This window comes from Aeromonas popoffii (assembly GCF_000820025.1).
Lineage (GTDB): Bacteria > Pseudomonadota > Gammaproteobacteria > Enterobacterales > Aeromonadaceae > Aeromonas > Aeromonas popoffii.
This window is the reverse complement of sequence record NZ_CDBI01000074.1, coordinates 181061-198009: the sequence shown is the minus strand read 5'-3', so window position 1 is coordinate 198009 and position 16949 is coordinate 181061. Positions and strand designations below refer to the sequence as shown.

The window sequence follows — 16949 nt, the reverse complement described above, 5'->3', positions numbered from 1 at the left end:
GCCTCCCTCACTCTTTAGCCTTATACCTCGCGGGTTGGTAATCAAACTCTCTTAACTGCCTTGCGTTAGACCCAGGGGCGCCCTTTTTGCATGATGTGTTTAGAAAATCAGGGGGCGGGGAAGGGGGCGCAGGATTGTCTGATCACCAGGTCAGGATCGACAGTGATCAGGTGATTGTCCACCCTTACCCCGTTGATCCGCGCTAGCAGCCGGGTGACGGCGAGGCGTCCCAGCTCCTCTTTGGGCTGATTGATGGTAGTGAGCGGTGGCGAGAGGTATTGCGCCAGCGCCACGTTGTCATAGCCGACGATGGAGATATCCTGCGGTATGTTCAACCCCGCCTGATGGGCGGCGCTGATGGCTCCCATGGCCATCATGTCGTTGAAGATGAAGAGGGCGCTCGGCCGTTTGGGCTGGGCCAGCAGCCGCTGCATGGCACTGAAACCACTGGCGCAATCAAAGTCCCCTTCCTGGATCCACTCCTGATTGACCGTGAGACCCGCCTCCTGCAACGCCTGTTCAAAACCTGCCTGCCGCTGGTTGGCGGGGGCGCGGCTGTGGGGGCCCGTAATACAGCCTATGTCGGTATGGCCCAGTTCAATCAGATGGCGGGTGGCCAGATAGCCGCCGCGATGGGAGTTGTCGGCGATAAGATCCACGTCCTTGCTCTCCATGCCCCAGTCCATCACCACCACCGGCAGGTTCTTGAGCCAGTCGAGCTGGTTGAAGACCTCTTGCTGCCCCTCGCTGCACATGATCAGCAGACCGTCGACCCGCTTGCGTAGCATCATTTTGAGGTAGGAAAGCGCCGTTTCGGCCTGACCTTCGGTGTTGCCCAGCATCAGGTTGTAGCCCTGTTCGAAGCAGTAGCGCTCCACCCCGCGCACTACCTCGGCGAAGAAGGGGTTGCTGGAGGTGGTGACCAGCATGCCGATGCTGTTGGTCTCTTTCACCTTGAGGCTGCGGGCCACCAGGCTGGGGGCGTAGTTGAGATCGCGCATGGCGGCAAAGACCCGCTCCCGCGTATCCTCGGCCACGAAGCGGGTTTCGTTGATGACGTGGGAGACGGTGGTGGTAGAGACACCGGCCAGCGCCGCCACCTCCTTGATGTTGGCCATCAGTGCCCCTGCGCAGTCTGGGCAAGCAGGAAGGCGTCGACTTCACCCTTCTCCGGGATCGAGCTCTGGGCCCCGAAGCGGGTCACGGAGAGGGCTGCCGCACCATGGGCAAAGCGCACAGCCGCCTTGAAATCGGCACCGGCCAGCTCGGCAGCCAGCAGGGCGCCGTTGAAGGTGTCGCCTGCGGCGGTGGTGTCCACCGCCTCGACCCGAAAGCCCGGGATGAGTTGTTGCTGTTGCGCGTTGCTGCAATAGACCCCTTGCGATCCCAGGGTGATCATCACATCGTTTATTCCCATCTGGTGGAAGCGGGCCGCCGCCTCGCGGGCGCTGGCCTCGTCGCACACCTTGACGCCGGTCAGCAGCTCGGCTTCGGTCTGATTGGGGGTGATGAGATCCACCAGCGCCAGCAGGTCGCCCGAGAGCGGGCGGGCGGGGGCCGGGTTGAGCACTACCCGGGTGCCGTGGGCGCGGGCCAGACGGGCCGCTTCGAATACACTTTCGAGCGGCACTTCCAGTTGCAACAGCAGGGTATGAGCATCGGCAATCAGGACTTCGTGGCGCTTCACTATGGCAGGGGAGAGGGCACCGTTGGCTTCGGCGGAGATGCCTATGCTGTTCTCCCCCTCATCGCTCACATAGATGATAGCGATACCGGTGGGCAGGGTGTCGTCGAGCTCAACGGCACTGACGTCGATGCCATCCTGGGCAAAACCAGCTTTCATCTGGCGGCCGATGGCGTCATCACCGATGCGGGCAATAAAGGAGACGGGGGCGCCGAGGCGTGCGGCGGCGACCGCCTGATTGGCCCCCTTGCCACCGGGGACGACTTGATAGCTGTGGCCGGTCAGAGTTTCACCCGGGCGGGGGAAGTGAGGAACGCGCAGTACATGGTCTGCATTGACACTGCCCAGAACAACGAGACGATTCATTCTTATCACCCTTGATTTGGAACATCTTGGCTTGAGTGGGCCCAAGCCAAGTTGCACGGTTAATCGAAGACCGGGGGCAAAGGGGGGAGGCGAACCTCCCCCGTCACCTTACTTGCTGACCACTTGCAGCGGTACCGGGATGGATTTTTCTACCGGTTGACCCTTGAGCACCTTGTCGGCGGTCTCGACGCCAATAGCACCGATCAGGGCTGGTTGCTGGGCCACGGTGGCGGCCAGTTTACCTCTGGCCACGGCGGCCTTGCCATCGTCAGTGCCGTCGAAGCCGACGATCATCACCTCTTTACCGGCGGCTTGCACGGCGCGGATGGCACCCAATGCCATTTCGTCGTTTTGGGCGAACACGGCCTGTACGGTCGGGTGGGCCGCCAGCAGGTTTTCCATCACGTTCAGACCCTTGGTGCGGTCAAAGTCGGCAGGTTGGGAAGCCAGCACTTGCAGCTTGTTGGCGGCCACGGCCAGGGCGAAACCTTCGCCACGATCACGGGCGGCGGAGGTACCGGCGATCCCCTCGAGTTGAATGACCTTGGCACCGGCACCCAGTTTCTGGGTGATGAAGTCGCCAGCCAGCTTGCCGCCGGCTACGTTGTCGGAGGCAATGTGGGCCTTGACCTCACCCTGCGCTGCGCCACGGTCCAGGGTCAGCACCGGAATGTTGGCCTTGTTGGCCAGGCGGATGGCATTGCCCACAGCCTCGGAGTCGGTCGGGTTGATCAGGATGGCATTGACCTTGCGCACGGTGAGATCTTCCATGTTGGAGAGCTCCTTGGCCGGATCATTCTGGGAGTCCAGCACCACCAGTTGGTAGCCAAGCTCCTTGGCCTTGGCTTCAGCCCCCTCTTTCATGGTGACGAAGAAGGGGTTGTTAAGGGTGGAAACTACCATGGCCAGGGTGTGATCGGCGGCCTGGGCTGTGCCCAGCACGGACATGATGGCGGCAGCGAGCAGGGTATTGAGCTTTTTCATCATTTCATTCCTTGTGTGTGCTTACTTGCTTTTGTTATCGATCATCACGGCGAGCAAAATCACGCTGGCCTTGGCGATCATCTGGTAATAGGACGAGACGTCGAGCAGGTTGAGGGCGTTGTTAAGGAAGCCGATGATGAGTGCCCCGATCAGGGTTCCCATGATGCGACCCTTGCCACCCATCAGACTGGTTCCACCCAGCACCACGGCGGCGATGGCATCCAGCTCGTAACCCATGCCTGCAGTCGGCTGGGCCGAGGAGAGGCGGGAGGTAACGATGAGCCCGGCCAGTGCCGACAACATACCGCACAAACCATACACCGCCAGTTTCACCCTGGCCACATTGATGCCGGAGAGGCGGGTGGCCGATTCGTTGCCGCCCAGGGCGTAGATGTAACGGCCGAGGCGAGTGTGGTTGAGCATGAACCAGGCTAGCAGGAAGACGATGGCCATCAGCCAGATGGGCACTGGCAGACCGAACAGGTAACCGGTACCAAGCCAGGCGAAGTGATCGGCACCCTCACTGAAGCCGGTGGAGATGGGGCGCCCTTCGGTATAGACCATGGTCACGCCGCGCAGGGCGGTCATGGTGACCAGTGTGGCGATGAAAGCTTGCACCTTGCCTTTGGCAATGATGAGGCCGCTGACGCCGCCCAGCAGGGCTCCTGCTCCCAGAGTGAGGGGCACCACCAGCGCGATGGGCAGCTCCATGGCGACCATGGTGGCTGCCAGCGCGCCGCACAGGGCCAGCACCGAGCCGACCGAGAGATCGATACCGGCAGTGAGGATGACCAGCGTCATGCCGACCGCCATGATGGCGTTGACCGAGGTCTGGCGTAGTATGTTGAGCAGGTTGTCGGCGGTGAAGAAGTTGGGGCTTAAGGCCGAGACCACGCCGATCAGCACCAGCAGGGCGACCAGGGATTTGTTCTCGATCCACCAGGCCTTGCTCATGATGCCGCGGCGGGAAAGGGGTTGGGTTGTCATTGGGATGCCTCTTGCTCTGCTTGCCACTGTTTACCGACTGCCGCCGCCATCAGTTTCTCCTGATTGGCGTCACGGGTGTTGAACTCTGCGCTGATGCGCCCTTCGTGCATCACCATGATGCGATCGCTCATGCCGAGCACTTCCGGCATTTCGGAGGAGACCAGGATGATGCTCATCCCCTCCTTCTTGAACTGGTTGATGAGCTGATAGATCTCCTTCTTGGCACCCACGTCGACGCCGCGGGTCGGCTCGTCGAGGATCAACACCTTGGGCCGGGTCAGCAGCCCCTTGGCGATAGCGACCTTCTGCTGGTTGCCGCCGGAGAGCAGCTTTATCAGCTGATCCTGACTCGGGGTCTTGATATTGAACAGGCGCACATAGTCGCTCACCGCCTGGCGTTCGGCCTTGCCGTCAATCTTGCCGTGGCTGATGAACTCGCCAAGGGCACACAGACTCATGTTTTCGCGCACAGAGAGTTCCAGCACCAGCCCATCGCCCTTGCGATCTTCTGAGATATAGGCGATGCCCGCAGCCAGCCCATCGGCCGGGCTGCGTGGTACCAGGGCGTGGCCGTCCACTTCCACTTCACCGGCGCTGATGGGGCTGGCACCGTAGATGAGCTTCATCAGCTCGGTGCGCCCTGACCCCATCAGGCCGCTAAAGCCCAGAATTTCCCCCTGACGCAGGGAGAAGCTCACCCCGCGCACACCGGGACCGGCCAGTGCTTTCACTTGCAGGCTGATAGGGCCGAGCTCGCGCGCAAGACGCGGGTACTGCTCTTCCAGCCGCCGACCCACCATCATCTCGATGATCTTGTCTTCATCGAGATCGCTTACCGCCTTCTCGCCTATCCACTTGCCGTCGCGCAGCACGGTGACCCGGTCGCAGATCTGGAAGATCTCTTTGAGACGGTGAGAGATGTAGACGATGCCGCAACCCTGCTGGCGCAGCTCGCGGATCACCACAAACAGCTGCTCGGTTTCGGTGTCGGTCAGCGCATCGGTCGGTTCATCCATGATGATGACGCTGGCATCGAACGACAGTGCCTTGGCAATCTCCACCATCTGCTGTTCGCCAATCGACAGATCCCCAAGCCTTGTATCCGGCCCGTGCTTGACGCCGAGTCGGCCCAGCAGGCCGCTGGCGCGCTCGCGCAACTGCGGGTGATCGATGTTGCCAAAACGGGTACGCGGTTCGCGGCCGAGGAAGATGTTGGCGGCAATCGACAACTCCGGCAGCAGGTTCAGCTCCTGATGGATGATGCTGATCCCCTGATCCTGGGAGTCGCGGGGGCCCTTGAAATGGACCGGCTGGCCGCGGTAGCTGACGCTGCCCGCATCGGCCTGATAGATGCCGGTCAGCACCTTCATCAGGGTGGATTTGCCGGCACCATTTTCGCCGAGCAGGGCCATCACCTGGCCCGGATAGACCCGCAGACCCGCTTCGTCGAGGGCGCGCACACCGGGGAAGGTCTTGACGATCCCGGTGAGCTCCAGAATGGGAGAAAGGGGCGAGGAGGAGGTTGTGCTCATTTGCAGCTTCCTTGACGAGGCTTAAAACGCCACACCGGCGCAGAGAATAATATTAGCGTAGGGGGTGACCTCGCCGCTGCGCACGATCGCCTTGCTCTGACGGGAGCGGGTCTTGAACGCCTCGTGCAGGCAGTATTCGATGGTGATGGGCTTGCCTTGGGCAGCGGCGTGCGCCTCTATCTGCTCGACCAGTGCCTGATGGGCGGCGGGGCTGATCTGCTTGATCTCGCTCGCCATGATCACCTTCTCCACCACCAGATCGGTGAGCAGGGCGGTCAGCACGGTTGCAAGGCTGGGGGTGCCCGCCATCAGCGCCAGATCGATCCGCTCAGGGCCTGCCGGAATGGGCAAGCCTGCATCGCAGACCGTGATCTCGTCGGTGTGGCCCAGCTTTGCCACCAGTGCGCTCAGGGGAGCATTGAGCAATACGCCTCGTTTCATACAGCACCTCGGCAGACTCGCGTCCGCATATCTGATGTTCATCTAGGCAACCGGTTACGCAACCGGTTGCGTCATGTGAAAAAGATAGGCCCTAAGGCGCGATCGATCCACTGTGAGAGGGTAGAAATGTGAAAACGATCTCAATGCAGAGGATAGGGAAGGGAAAAAGGGTGCCAGACAGAGCACTTGGACCCACAGGTCGCGGGATCAGAGGGCTTGCTGCACACCGGGGCGTGCCCACATCTGTTGATAGTGGGTCGCCCCCTTGGGGAACTCGCCGATGGCCACGCCATCGCGCATGTGTTTGCGGCACCTTCTAGCATCCAACGCTCATCGCCGCGGCGGGCCAAGGCAGAGAGGTCACCCCCACGACTGCACCAGACGGCTGATGCAGATGGGTAGCATCATACTGGCGTGGTGATCAGATCCGGACGGAAGCTGTGCTGACTGCGATGGTGGCCCCTTATGAAATCAAAGACTTTTTGGCCAGCAGATAAGGGGAAAAACGGCTACGCATGCCGGGTCAAATCGCTATAATGTGCTCCCTGAATAGTGATTTCTCTGATGTTGGATAGTCAATTGAGTAATAAAATGCGGATCGGTGGTTCCCTCGAACAGTCCCTGAGTCAGGGATATCGTCTCGACCTCAAGGGGGTATTGCAGGAGAGTTGGCAACAGACGCGGCGCACCGGTTTCGGCCTGCTGCTGGCCATCGTCGGTGTCACAGCCATCTGGATATTGCTGAGCAATACCCTGCTGGCCCCCCACCTCAATCAGGAGGGGGGAATGGACATAGCCCTGGTGCTGAGCCTGCTTATCACCATCATGATGTCGCCCATGACCTCGTCCCTCGACATGCTGGGATTGCAGCAGTCGGTCGGTGTGCGTGCCCGCCCGAGCCAGGTTTTCGATTTCTTTCGCCACTTCCTGCGTCTCGGCAGCCTGAGTCTGCTCGGCAGTATGCTCACCAGCCTGTTTGGCCCCCTGTTTGAACTGGTGGGCCTGCCGGTTGTGCTGGCCTTCATCCCGTCTGCGTTGATCGGCATGGGATTGGTGTTCTCGGTGCCGCTGGTGCTGGAGCGCGGCTTGTCGCCGGTGCAGGCCATTCTGGTGTCGCTCAAGCTGTTTGCCCGCGGCTGGCCCAGCATAGTGTTGCTGCACGGTGCCATGCTGGTACTGTTTTTCCTGGCGCTGATCCCCATGGGATTGGGCCTTATCTGGGTGGCCCCCCTCTACTTCAACTGCAAGGGGATCCTCTATCGGGATGTGTGCGGGGTCGCGGTCGAAGTGACGGAAGTGAGCGAAGGCCCCGATCATTTCAATGCCTAGCGAGTCTGAGGCCAGACGATGGCAAAGGCATATTTCAGCGCATCATGAGTGCGCAATGCAAAAGGATGGCATATGAAGAGGACTCGACTTGGGGCTGCGGCAGGCTTGCTGCTGTTGCCCACCCTGGGGTTGGCGCAGCCTTCACTGGATCTGCAGTACAGCACCTTCTACAGCCAGATGAAGACCTTCGCCAAGGGGGAGTTTGGTCACGCCAGGCTGGGCTTTTATCTGACCGATCAGCAAAATGGCCAGCGCTGCCTGCTCACCTCGGCTCGGGTCTCGACCCTGGATCGGGACGTGGCCGCCGAGGTGACGGTAGACAGCGAGCTGCGGCTGCCCTACGACGACGATCTCAATCTGGACAAGGCGAGCGTGGTGGTGGGGTTGACCGACGAACACACGGCCTGCGATCTGTCAGTGCAAGTGATGGCCGATGTGCAGCCCGTGTCAGGCAGCCAGTGGGATCTCAAGGTGGCTGAGGTGGTCAGGCGTCAGCAGGATATGCAAGCCCTGTTGAGTAAGCTGGCTGGCATGGTTGGCAAGTATTTCCTGCCCGAGATGGCGGGCGTGCGGGTGACTCTGATACAGCCGACTGGCACCGCCTATCTCGTCGATGGTGCCCGCCAGCAACCGCTTTCCTGGCAAGGGGGGCAGCTATTGCTCAGCAACGCGCAACTGGCGGATTTCGCCGCGGGCACGCTGCAACTGCAGGGTGATATACTGCGGTTGACCCCCTGGCTGCATAAGGAGTGAGCCAGCCGCTTGCCTGTGAGATAAAAAAAGGAGCGCCAGGCGCTCCTTTTTTGTTGCTGCAGGCGAGAGTCTATCGTGCTTAGCGCACTTCAATCACATCCAGCATGTCCATCTCGTCGATGTCCAGCAGCGGCGCCTTGGGCAGTTCAGGCGGATCAAACGCCTTGTCACCGCCATCAATGATGCCGGAGTCACGGTTGATGCTCTTGAAGTCGAACAGTTTGTGATCGAGCAGGTGGCTCGGGATCACGTCCTGAATGGCGGTGAACATGGTCTCGATCCGGCCGGGGAAGCGGCGATCCCAATCCTGCATCATCTGCTTGATGGCCTGACGCTGCAGGTTCTCCTGGGAGCCGCACAGGTTGCAGGGGATGATGGGGAAGGCCTTGACCTCGGCATAGCGCACCAGGTCTTTCTCCTTGCAGTAGGCCAGCGGGCGGATCACCACGTTCTTGCCATCATCGCTCACCAGCTTGGGCGGCATGGATTTGAGCTTGCCACCGTAGAACATGTTGAGGAACAGGGTCTCCAGTATGTCGTCCCTGTGATGGCCGAGGGCAATCTTGGTGCAACCCAGTTCCTGGGCGGTGCGATAGAGAATGCCACGGCGCAGACGGGAGCAGAGGGCGCAGGTGGTCTTGCCTTCCGGCACCTTGTCCTTGACGATGGAATAGGTGTCTTCCTCGACGATCTTGAAGTCAACGCCCAGGGTGGCCAGATACTCTGGCAGCACGTGTTCGGGGAAACCGGGTTGTTTCTGATCCAGGTTGACGGCAACCAGATCAAAATGGATGGGGGCGCTTGCCTTCAGGCTCATCAGGATGTCGAGCATGGCGAAGCTGTCCTTGCCACCGGACAGGCACACCATGATCTTGTCGCCCTCTTCAATCATGTTGAAGTCGGCAATGGCCTGACCTACGTTGCGCCGCAGGCGCTTCTGCAGTTTGTTAAAACTGTATTTATCTTTGGCGTTCAGCTCTTCTAGCATGCTCGTAAAACCCGGGACACAAATAAGCGCGTTATTATAGCCATGTCCCGGGGGAGGGCAAGATGCCAGGAAGAAAGGCGTCTTATGATTGACTGCGCCGGCGGTCTACCGGGCTGCTGTAATCGGCGGGTTTGAGGATCAGCATGTCGCAGGCGAGACGATCCACCACATGTTCGGCGGTATTGCCGAGCAAGGCGGCAGAGAGGCCGGTGCGACCGACGCAGCCCATGATCATCAGAGTGGCATGCAGGCTATCGGCCAGATCGGGCAACACCTCTTCCGGGAGACCTTCCGCCACCCGAGTCCACAGATGACTGATCCCATATTTGTCGGCATGGCTCAGCAGCAGGCTTTCATGGTGCTTGCGAATGGCATCGTTATAGGCGTTGGGATCGAACTCGGGCAGTTCGATGGCCACGTTGACCGGGGTGCCGGGATAGGTGTTGACCAGGTAGAGGTTGGAGCCGAGCAGCTCGGCGATGGCGATCCCTTCCTCCGTGATCCGCTCGTTCAGCAGTTTCTGCTCCTGATCGTCACTGGAACAATTGATGGCAGCTATGATGTTGCCGCCCCGTTGCCAGTGGCCCTCCTTGACCAGCAGGACGGGGCAGGGACACTTGCGCAGCAGGTGCCAATCGGTCGGAGTGAAGATGAAGGTTTGCAGAAACGAGTGATGGTGAGTCGCCTTGACCACCAGATCGTGGCGGTTCTCCAGCACTTCCTGAATGATGCATTCGAAGGGACGATTGTGCCAGACCACCTTGATCTCGCAGTCCAGCCCCTTGGCACGGTAGGGGGTTAGAATATCGTCGAGCCATTCACGGCGCTGGGCGATCACGCCGTGGCGCATCTCTTCCCGTTCGTCCACCGACAGCATGGCGGTCATCTCGTACGAGAAGTCGTAAATGGTGAGCAACAGGGTCAGTTGAGCGCCTTCATCCAGCTCAGCCACCTTGACCGCACGTTCGAGGGCAATTTGCCGCTCTTCTTCCGGGTTGATAACGACCAGGATTTTTCGGTACTTGACCATGTTCTCCTCCTCCTTTGCAAAAATACCAATTATGGCAGACCTTTAGCCATTACAGCTTAGCTCAGGAGGAGGGAAGGAGACGTGTGCCGGATCAAAATTCAGCGTAAACCGATCCGGCAACAAAGGGAGATTAACCGCTGGGAGGACGGGTGGCGCCAGCCATGATACCGAGGGCCACATGATCCAGCACGGTAATGTACTTGCCCTTGACGCTGATGAGCTCGGACTTTTGGAAGCGGCCAAGCAGACGGCTGATGGTCTCGACGGTGAGGCCGAGGTAGTTGCCAATATCACCGCGGGTCATTGAGAGGCGAAACTCCTTGGCGGAGAAGCCACGCTCGGAGAAACGCACCGACAGATTGTGCAGGAAGGCGGCGAGGCGCTCTTCGGCATTTTTCTTGGAGAGCAGCAGTATCATCTCCTGATCACCCATGATCTCGTTGCTCATCAGTCGCATGATCTGCTGACGTAACTTGGGCATCTTGCCGGAGAGCTCGTCGAGCACGTCGAACGGGATCTCGCACACCATGGCCGTTTCCAGCGCCTGGGCGAAGGAGGGATGGGCATGCTTATGAATAGCATCGAAACCAACAAGATCACCGGCGAGGTGGAAGGCGGTGATCTGCTCATCGCCTTGTTCCGTGATGGTGTATGACTTGATGGTCCCGGAACGGATCGCGTAGAGCGATTTCAGCTCATCGCCTGCTTTGAACAGCTCCTCACCCTTCTGGATCGGCTTCTTTCGCTCAATGATACTGTCGAGCTGATCGAGTTCGCTGTCGTTCAGGGTGAAGGGAATGCAGAGCTGGCTGATGCTGCAATCCTGGCAATGAATTGCACAGCCACCGCTCTGAATACGTCTGCCAGGTTTCTTTTCCGGGATCATAGGCTCATACGAATAATTGATTTATATCAAACAAGTTTACCATCAACTCATCCGTTTTGGATAGGGTTTCAAAAGGACGCAATCCCTATCCAGAGCGTATGAAGCCCATACGCGATGAGCAAAACAGCACCGCCCTGGCGCAAACTGCGCAGTGTCAGCCAGTAGCGCAGGCGGTCTGCCAGCCCCCCCAGTGCAAACAGTGTCGGCAGGGTCCCTATACCGAAACTGAGCATGATGAGTGCACCGCTACCGGCGGAACCCGCCGCCGCACTCCAGGTCAGCATGGAGTAGACCAGGCCACAGGGCAGCCAGCCCCACACCATACCAAAGGGAAAGGCCTGCCAGGCCGAGGTGAAGGGGAGAAACTTGCCCGCCAGCGGTTTGATGTGAGGCCAGAGTCGGGCGCCTATGCGCTCAAGCAGCAATATGCCCTGCCACCAGCCGGCGAGGTAGAGACCGAGCGCTATCATCAAGAGCGCGGCCACCAGCCGCAAGCCGGCGATAGCGTGCTTGCCTGCACCCAGTTCGCTGGTTGTGGCCAGCAGGCCTCCCACCAGAGCTCCGGCTAACACATAGCTGAGGATCCGGCCCAGGTTGTAGTTGAGCAGGTAACCGAGCCTGCCCCAGAAGTGCTGTTGCTCGGGGGGGATGGCCATGGAGAGCGCGGCCGAGACGCCGCCACACATGCCGATGCAGTGGCCTGAACCCGCCAGCCCCACCAGCAGGGCCCCGATAAGATCAAGGCTGGCGGTCATCGGATGTATGCTCGCTGGTTTTCTGGGCGGGGCAGTCTTCATCGAACAGGATATTGGAGCCCTGGCGGTCGAGATCTTCAAACTGCTCGGAGCGAATGGCCCAGAAGAAGAGGGCGCCGGCGATGATGACAAACAGGATGGCGATGGGGATCAGGACGAAGATGATGTTCATGGTGCAAGCCTTGCGATGAGAGTGGTCATGATATATCCGTTGGTGGCCAGGGACCCGGCGATTCTCTGGAGGGGGGGTGGGGAGCCCGGCAAACGCGGGCTCCTTTTTATCGTGTGTTTATCGTGCGTATGCATGCGCCCATGGCTCAGCGATTGAGCCGCATGGAGTTGGTGACCACGATGAGGGAGCTCAGAGACATGCCCGCCGCCGCCACATAGGGTGGCAACCAGCCGCTGGCCGCGAGCGGCAGCACCAGCAGGTTGTAGCCGATGGACCAGCTGAAGTTCTCGATGATGATCTTGCGGGTACGCATTGCCAGCACTCTGGCGCCGAGCAAGCGGCTCAAGTCATCGGCCAGCAGGATGGCGTCGGCGCTGTTCTTGGCCAGATCCGTGCCGCCCGCCATGGCGAACGAGGCGTGGGCTCCGGCCAGTACCGGGGCATCGTTGATGCCATCCCCCACCATGATGTTGATATCGCCGCGGGCCTCATGTTCCTTGAGATAGGCCAGCTTGCCATCCGGCGTGACCCCTTTCACCAGTTCATCGACCCCGAGTTCGCGGGCCACCTCGTCGGCCTGGGCCGAGCTGTCACCCGTGAGTATGGTGGTCTGCAGACCGGCGGCCTTGAAAGCCTGGATCAGCGCCCTGGCATCCGGGCGCAATGTATCTGCCAGGATGAAACGGGCCAGCAGCCTGGATTCATCGGCCAAATAGATGGCAAGGCCCTGGCTGGCCGTCTGCCCGGCGGGCAGGGACAGCCAGCGTGCGCTGCCGATACGGTAATGCTGGCCTGCGATCTTGCCCTGAATGCCGTGACCTATGACGGGCGTCACCTCACTTGCCGCCAGCAACACGGCTTCGTCCGCCGCCTTGCTGCGAAAGGCGCGGGCGATGGGATGTTCTGAGTAGGCTTCCAGCGCGCGGGCGATGGAGAGGCACTGGGCCTCGCTCAGCTCGGCCAGCGCCGTGGTGCTGATCAGGCTGATGTTGCCCGTGGTCAGGGTGCCTGTCTTGTCCATCACGATCCGGTTAGCCTTGGTCAGCACGTCCAGCACATGGCCACGGCGCAGCAGGATGCCGTTGCGGGTCAGATTGGCGGTGGCCGAAGTGAGCGCGGTCGGCGTAGCCAGCGACAGGGCGCAGGGGCAGGTGGCAACCAGCACGGCCAGGGTGACCCAGAAGGCCTGCTCCGGCTGATGGAAGTGCCAGAAGGTCCAGACCGCCGCCGCAATGATCAGCAGCACCAGAATAAAGTGGCGCGACAGCTGATCCGCCATCTGTGCGATGGCCGGTTTGTCATCGAGGGCATGATCCTGCAGTCGCATGATCTGGGCGATGCGCGACTCCTCGATACGGTGGCTGACCCGGATCTGGAGCGGTGCATCCGTGTTGATGGTACCGGCATAAACGCTGTCACCCACCTGCTTGAGCAGCGGCAACTGTTCACCGGTCAGCATGGATTCATTAAGGCTTGCCTGTCCCTCGACGATGAGACCATCGGCCGGCAGGGTGGCGCCAGCCAGTACCCGTATCCTGTCTCCTACCTGCAGCATCTTGGCTGCCACCTCATGCTCGCCATCTTCATCGATGCGCGTGGCCATGATAGGCACCAGCCGCGCCAGGTTGGAGCTGGACTCGGACGCCTTGCGCCGGGCCCGTAACTCCAGAAAACGTCCCAGCAGCAAGAAGAAGACGAACATGGTGATGGAGTCGAAATAGACCTCACCGGTGTTGAAGACGGTGGCCCACATGGAGGCGACGAAGGCGCCAATCAGTGCCAGCGATACCGACACGTCCATGGAGAGGTAGCCCTGTTTCAGGCTGCGCCAGGCTCCCACGTAAAATGGCTGGGCCGAATAGATCATGATGGGGGTTGAGAGCAAGAGGCTGATCCACTTGAAGTAGACCATGAACTCATCCTCGACGCTGATGAAGAGATCCATGTAGAGCGCCACGGCGCACATCATCACCTGCATTGACCCTAAGCCCGCCAGTGCCAGCCGGAACATGTAGCTGCGCACTTCTTTGGCATAGAGCGCTTCTTGGGTGTGGGTCTGGAATGGGTAGGCACGATAGCCTATTTTGGCGAACCCCTTGAGGATGTCGCTCAAGGCAAGCCGGTCCGGATCCCACTTGATGCGCGCACGGTGCGTGGTGGTATTGACGTTGATGTAATGCAGGCCGGCAAGGCCTGTCAGATGACGCTCGATGAGCCAGGCGCAGGCGGCGCAAGTTAGCCCTTCCACGCTGAGCAGGATCTCGCGCATCCTGTGGCTGCCCGTGCCGCTGTCGGTGACGAAATCCTGCTGTACCTCGGTCAGATCGTAGTGGGTGAGGGCAGCCAGCTCTTGCGGGACCAGTTCACCCTTGATACCGGGCGCTGTGCGGTGCTCGTAATAGCTGGAGAGGCCACACTCCATGATGGTTTCTGCCACCGCCTGACAGCCGGGGCAGCACATGGGTTGGACTATGCCCTTGATCTCGAGTGCATAGCGACTGCCGGCGGGAACCGGCTCACCGCAATGGAAACAGGCGTTGATGGCGTCTTGCCCCGGGAGGCAAGGTGAGCGATCGAGGCACGGGGCGTGCTGGCGGGAAGCTGCGTCGCCAGGGTGAAAACCGCCAGTCATGGCTTAACGTCCTTTGGGATCGAGTTCTACAGGCGCCTTGGTCGGGAGCTGGACCGTCTCTTGCAGACGCCACTCGTGATTGAGGGCATCGACCCGGATATGCCATTTCCCATTCAATGGTTTATCGAGCGGCAGGCGATAGACGCCGCTGGCGTCAGCCGTCACCATGTGCTCGCTGTCCATGCCGGCCAGGGTCGGATGGAACAGGGAAAGGTAGAGGGCCTGACCTGGGGCAATCTCTCCCGAGAGGGGTTTGAGGGTCAGCTCCTTGTCATTCACTTCCAGCGCAATGTGAATGTTGAGGGCTTCGGAGCGACGGAACTTGCTCAGGTCCTGATTAATCTCTTTGCCTTGCTTGTAATAGTCTTCGGCGACCAGGTTGACGCCATCCTTGCTGGCGATGATGCCAGTGCTGATGCTGGCGATCACGGCGGCGGCCGGGAGGGTGATGATGAACCAGGGCCAAAATTGGCGATACCAGGGTTGGGACATAGTGAGTGCTACCGAAACGTATGATTAACAGAATGGAGGCTTTCCAGCCAACACAAGATAACAAAAAGCCTCGAAGAGTCGAGGCTTTTTGCTGAGTAATCACGTGCTTATCACATGTTACTGCTTATTTTACATGTTGTTGTGGGACAAACTATAAACGTAGGAGGCGAGCAGGTGCACCTTGTCTTCACCCAGAATATCCCTCCAGGCTGGCATGACGCCGTGACGACCGTGGGTGATGGTCTGCTCGACCACCTGACGGGAACCGCCATACAGCCAGATGTTGTTGGTCAGATCCGGTGCCCCGACGGCGATACCGCCCTTGGCATCGGCCCCGTGGCAGGCTGCGCAGATAGCAAAGCGGGCTTCACCTTTCTTCGCTTCCACCAGATCGACCTTGCGACCGGAGAGGCTCAACACATAGGAGGCCACTTCCTGAACGCCATCCTTGCCGAGGATTTCACCCCAGGCCGCCATCACACCATGACGACCGTCCATGATGGTGGTCTTGATCTGATCCGGTTGACCACCCCATTGCCATTCGCTGTCGGTCAGGTTCGGGAAACCGCGACCGCCGCGGGCATCGGAACCGTGGCACTGGGAGCAGTTCTGCAGGAACAGACGCTGACCCACCTTGCGCGCTTCTGGATCGGCGGCGATCTCTTCAATGGCGCGATAGGTCTTGCCATCGGCCTGATAGGCCAGCTCTCGGAACTTGGCGCCGTAGATCTCGTCAGCCTTGAGTAGTTCGCGGTCAAACTCCACCGCCCGACCTTCAGCCTTGGCGGAAGCCGCCGCAGCCTTGGACTCGGCCAGCGAGCGAACATCCTGGTTGGAGCTCTGCCAGGCCAGCAGACCCTTCCAGTTACCCAGCCCCGGGAAGGCCAGCAGATAGAGCAGACCGGTGACGATGAAGAAGAAGAACATGTAGGTCCACCACTTCGGCAGCGGGTTGTTCATCTCTTCGATACCGTCGAAGGAGTGTCCCATGGACTTGCCCTCCTCCACGCCCATTTTGTCGCGCAAGCACCACACCAGTAGCAAGAAGCAGCCAAGTATGGTCCCCAGGCTGAGGACGGTCACAAAAATGCTAAACAAAGTGCTCATTATTGTTTCGCTCCTGCGTTCTTGTTATCAGCACCGGGTTGCTCGTCGTCGGCAAACACCAAGTTGGCAGCCTCGTCGAAAGAGGCCTTGCGGCGCTTGCTGTATGCCCAGACGATGATGCCGATAATGATGGCCATCAACAGCAGGGTATAAAGGCCGCGAAATGTGCCGTAATCCATATCCTGACTCCTTTATTTCAGGGCATGACCCAGTGATTGCAGATAGGCTACCAGCGCATCCAGTTCGGTTTTGCCCTTAACGGCTTCAGCTGCACCCTGGATGTCAGCGTCGCTGTAAGGCACGCCGAAGTGATCCCGGAACAGCGCCAGTTTCTTCCCGGTCAGTTCACCGGTCAGGACATTGGTGTCAAGCCAGGGGAAGGACGGCATGTTGGACTCGGGTACCACATCGCGCGGGTTGATCAGGTGAGCGCGGTGCCAGTCGTCTGAATAGCGACCGCCCACACGGGCCAGATCCGGGCCGGTACGCTTGGAGCCCCAAAGGAAGGGGTGCTCCCACACGCTTTCACCCGCGACCGAGTAGTGGCCGTAACGCTCAATTTCGGCGCGAAGCGGACGGATCATCTGGCTGTGACAAACGGAGCAGCCTTCGCGGATAAAGATATCGCGGCCTTCCATCTGCAGGGCAGAGTAGGGCAGGAGGCCCTCTACCGGCTCAGTGGTCTGCTTTTGGAAGAACAGGGGGGTGATTTCGACCAGGCCCCCCAGGCTGATGGCAAATATGATGCCGACCACCAGCATGGGGACGCTCTTTTCAAAGATCTCGTGACGGTTTTTGTTGCTCATGCGTT

At 59.9% G+C, this 16949-nt stretch carries 18 protein-coding genes; 2 read left to right on the top strand and 16 right to left on the bottom strand.

The window, feature by feature from the left end:
- Nucleotides 1-107: 107 nt before the first annotated feature.
- From BN1129_RS16120 to rbsD, 6 genes are all read right to left on the bottom strand, one after another.
- Nucleotides 108-1118, bottom strand: a complete 1011-nt coding sequence (locus tag BN1129_RS16120; RefSeq protein ID WP_042037833.1) for a substrate-binding domain-containing protein — start codon at nt 1116-1118, stop codon at nt 108-110.
- On the bottom strand, nt 1118-2050 hold the full coding sequence (rbsK, locus tag BN1129_RS16115; protein WP_042037832.1) for a ribokinase: 933 nt from the start codon (nt 2048-2050) through the stop codon (nt 1118-1120). The genes BN1129_RS16120 and rbsK overlap by 1 nt, the downstream gene beginning before the upstream one ends.
- A 108-nt stretch (nt 2051-2158) precedes the next feature.
- A complete protein-coding gene (rbsB, locus tag BN1129_RS16110; protein ID WP_042037830.1) occupies nt 2159-3034 on the bottom strand; it encodes a ribose ABC transporter substrate-binding protein RbsB in 876 nt (291 codons plus the stop codon).
- Between the two features lie 21 nt (nt 3035-3055).
- Nucleotides 3056-4021, bottom strand: coding sequence for a ribose ABC transporter permease (rbsC, locus tag BN1129_RS16105; protein WP_042037828.1), 966 nt, complete (start codon nt 4019-4021; stop codon nt 3056-3058).
- Nucleotides 4018-5553: a ribose ABC transporter ATP-binding protein RbsA gene (gene rbsA, locus BN1129_RS16100; protein ID WP_042037827.1), complete on the bottom strand. Its 1536-nt coding sequence runs from the start codon at nt 5551-5553 to the stop codon at nt 4018-4020. Before rbsA ends, rbsC begins: the two co-directional genes overlap by 4 nt.
- A gap of 21 nt (nt 5554-5574) precedes the next feature.
- A complete protein-coding gene (rbsD, locus tag BN1129_RS16095) occupies nt 5575-5994 on the bottom strand; it encodes a D-ribose pyranase (RefSeq protein ID WP_042037825.1) in 420 nt (139 codons plus the stop codon).
- Between the two features lie 591 nt (nt 5995-6585).
- Here rbsD and BN1129_RS16090 point away from each other — a divergent pair.
- Nucleotides 6586-7323 carry a DUF2189 domain-containing protein gene (locus BN1129_RS16090; RefSeq protein ID WP_042037824.1) on the top strand — a complete coding sequence of 246 codons (738 nt, stop codon included), beginning with the start codon at nt 6586-6588 and terminating at the stop codon, nt 7321-7323.
- Nucleotides 7324-7395: 72 nt separating this feature from the next.
- Nucleotides 7396-8076: a DUF2987 domain-containing protein gene (locus BN1129_RS16085; protein ID WP_042037823.1), complete on the top strand. Its 681-nt coding sequence runs from the start codon at nt 7396-7398 to the stop codon at nt 8074-8076.
- 79 nt (nt 8077-8155) lie between these two features.
- Here BN1129_RS16085 and ttcA read toward each other — a convergent pair whose 3' ends face one another.
- The 10 genes from ttcA to ccoO all read right to left on the bottom strand — a co-directional run bounded on the left by ttcA (nt 8156) and on the right by ccoO (nt 16944).
- Complete coding sequence (ttcA, locus tag BN1129_RS16080) at nt 8156-9064, bottom strand: tRNA 2-thiocytidine(32) synthetase TtcA (protein ID WP_042037821.1); 909 nt, start codon at nt 9062-9064, stop codon at nt 8156-8158.
- 82 nt (nt 9065-9146) lie between these two features.
- Nucleotides 9147-10094 (bottom strand): universal stress protein UspE, encoded by a 948-nt coding sequence (gene uspE, locus BN1129_RS16075; protein WP_042037818.1) that lies wholly within the window; start codon nt 10092-10094, stop codon nt 9147-9149.
- Nucleotides 10095-10224: 130 nt separating this feature from the next.
- Nucleotides 10225-10980, bottom strand: a complete 756-nt coding sequence (locus BN1129_RS16070) for an FNR family transcription factor (protein ID WP_042037817.1) — start codon at nt 10978-10980, stop codon at nt 10225-10227.
- Between the two features lie 68 nt (nt 10981-11048).
- Entirely contained in the window at nt 11049-11735 is a 687-nt protein-coding gene (locus tag BN1129_RS16065) for a sulfite exporter TauE/SafE family protein (protein WP_042037816.1), read from the bottom strand.
- Nucleotides 11719-11907, bottom strand: a complete 189-nt coding sequence (gene ccoS / locus BN1129_RS16060; protein ID WP_042037815.1) for a cbb3-type cytochrome oxidase assembly protein CcoS — start codon at nt 11905-11907, stop codon at nt 11719-11721. Before ccoS ends, BN1129_RS16065 begins: the two co-directional genes overlap by 17 nt.
- 145 nt (nt 11908-12052) lie before the next feature.
- Nucleotides 12053-14449, bottom strand: a complete 2397-nt coding sequence (locus BN1129_RS16055; protein WP_042037857.1) for a heavy metal translocating P-type ATPase — start codon at nt 14447-14449, stop codon at nt 12053-12055.
- 93 nt (nt 14450-14542) lie between these two features.
- Nucleotides 14543-15031 carry a FixH family protein gene (locus BN1129_RS16050; protein ID WP_042037814.1) on the bottom strand — a complete coding sequence of 163 codons (489 nt, stop codon included), beginning with the start codon at nt 15029-15031 and terminating at the stop codon, nt 14543-14545.
- Nucleotides 15032-15160: 129 nt separating this feature from the next.
- Entirely contained in the window at nt 15161-16138 is a 978-nt protein-coding gene (gene ccoP / locus BN1129_RS16045; protein WP_042037811.1) for a cytochrome-c oxidase, cbb3-type subunit III, read from the bottom strand.
- Nucleotides 16138-16317 carry a CcoQ/FixQ family Cbb3-type cytochrome c oxidase assembly chaperone gene (locus BN1129_RS16040; protein WP_042037810.1) on the bottom strand — a complete coding sequence of 60 codons (180 nt, stop codon included), beginning with the start codon at nt 16315-16317 and terminating at the stop codon, nt 16138-16140. Before BN1129_RS16040 ends, ccoP begins: the two co-directional genes overlap by 1 nt.
- Before the next feature lie 12 nt (nt 16318-16329).
- Complete coding sequence (ccoO, locus tag BN1129_RS16035; protein ID WP_042037809.1) at nt 16330-16944, bottom strand: cytochrome-c oxidase, cbb3-type subunit II; 615 nt, start codon at nt 16942-16944, stop codon at nt 16330-16332.
- Between the last annotated feature and the right edge of the window lie 5 nt (nt 16945-16949).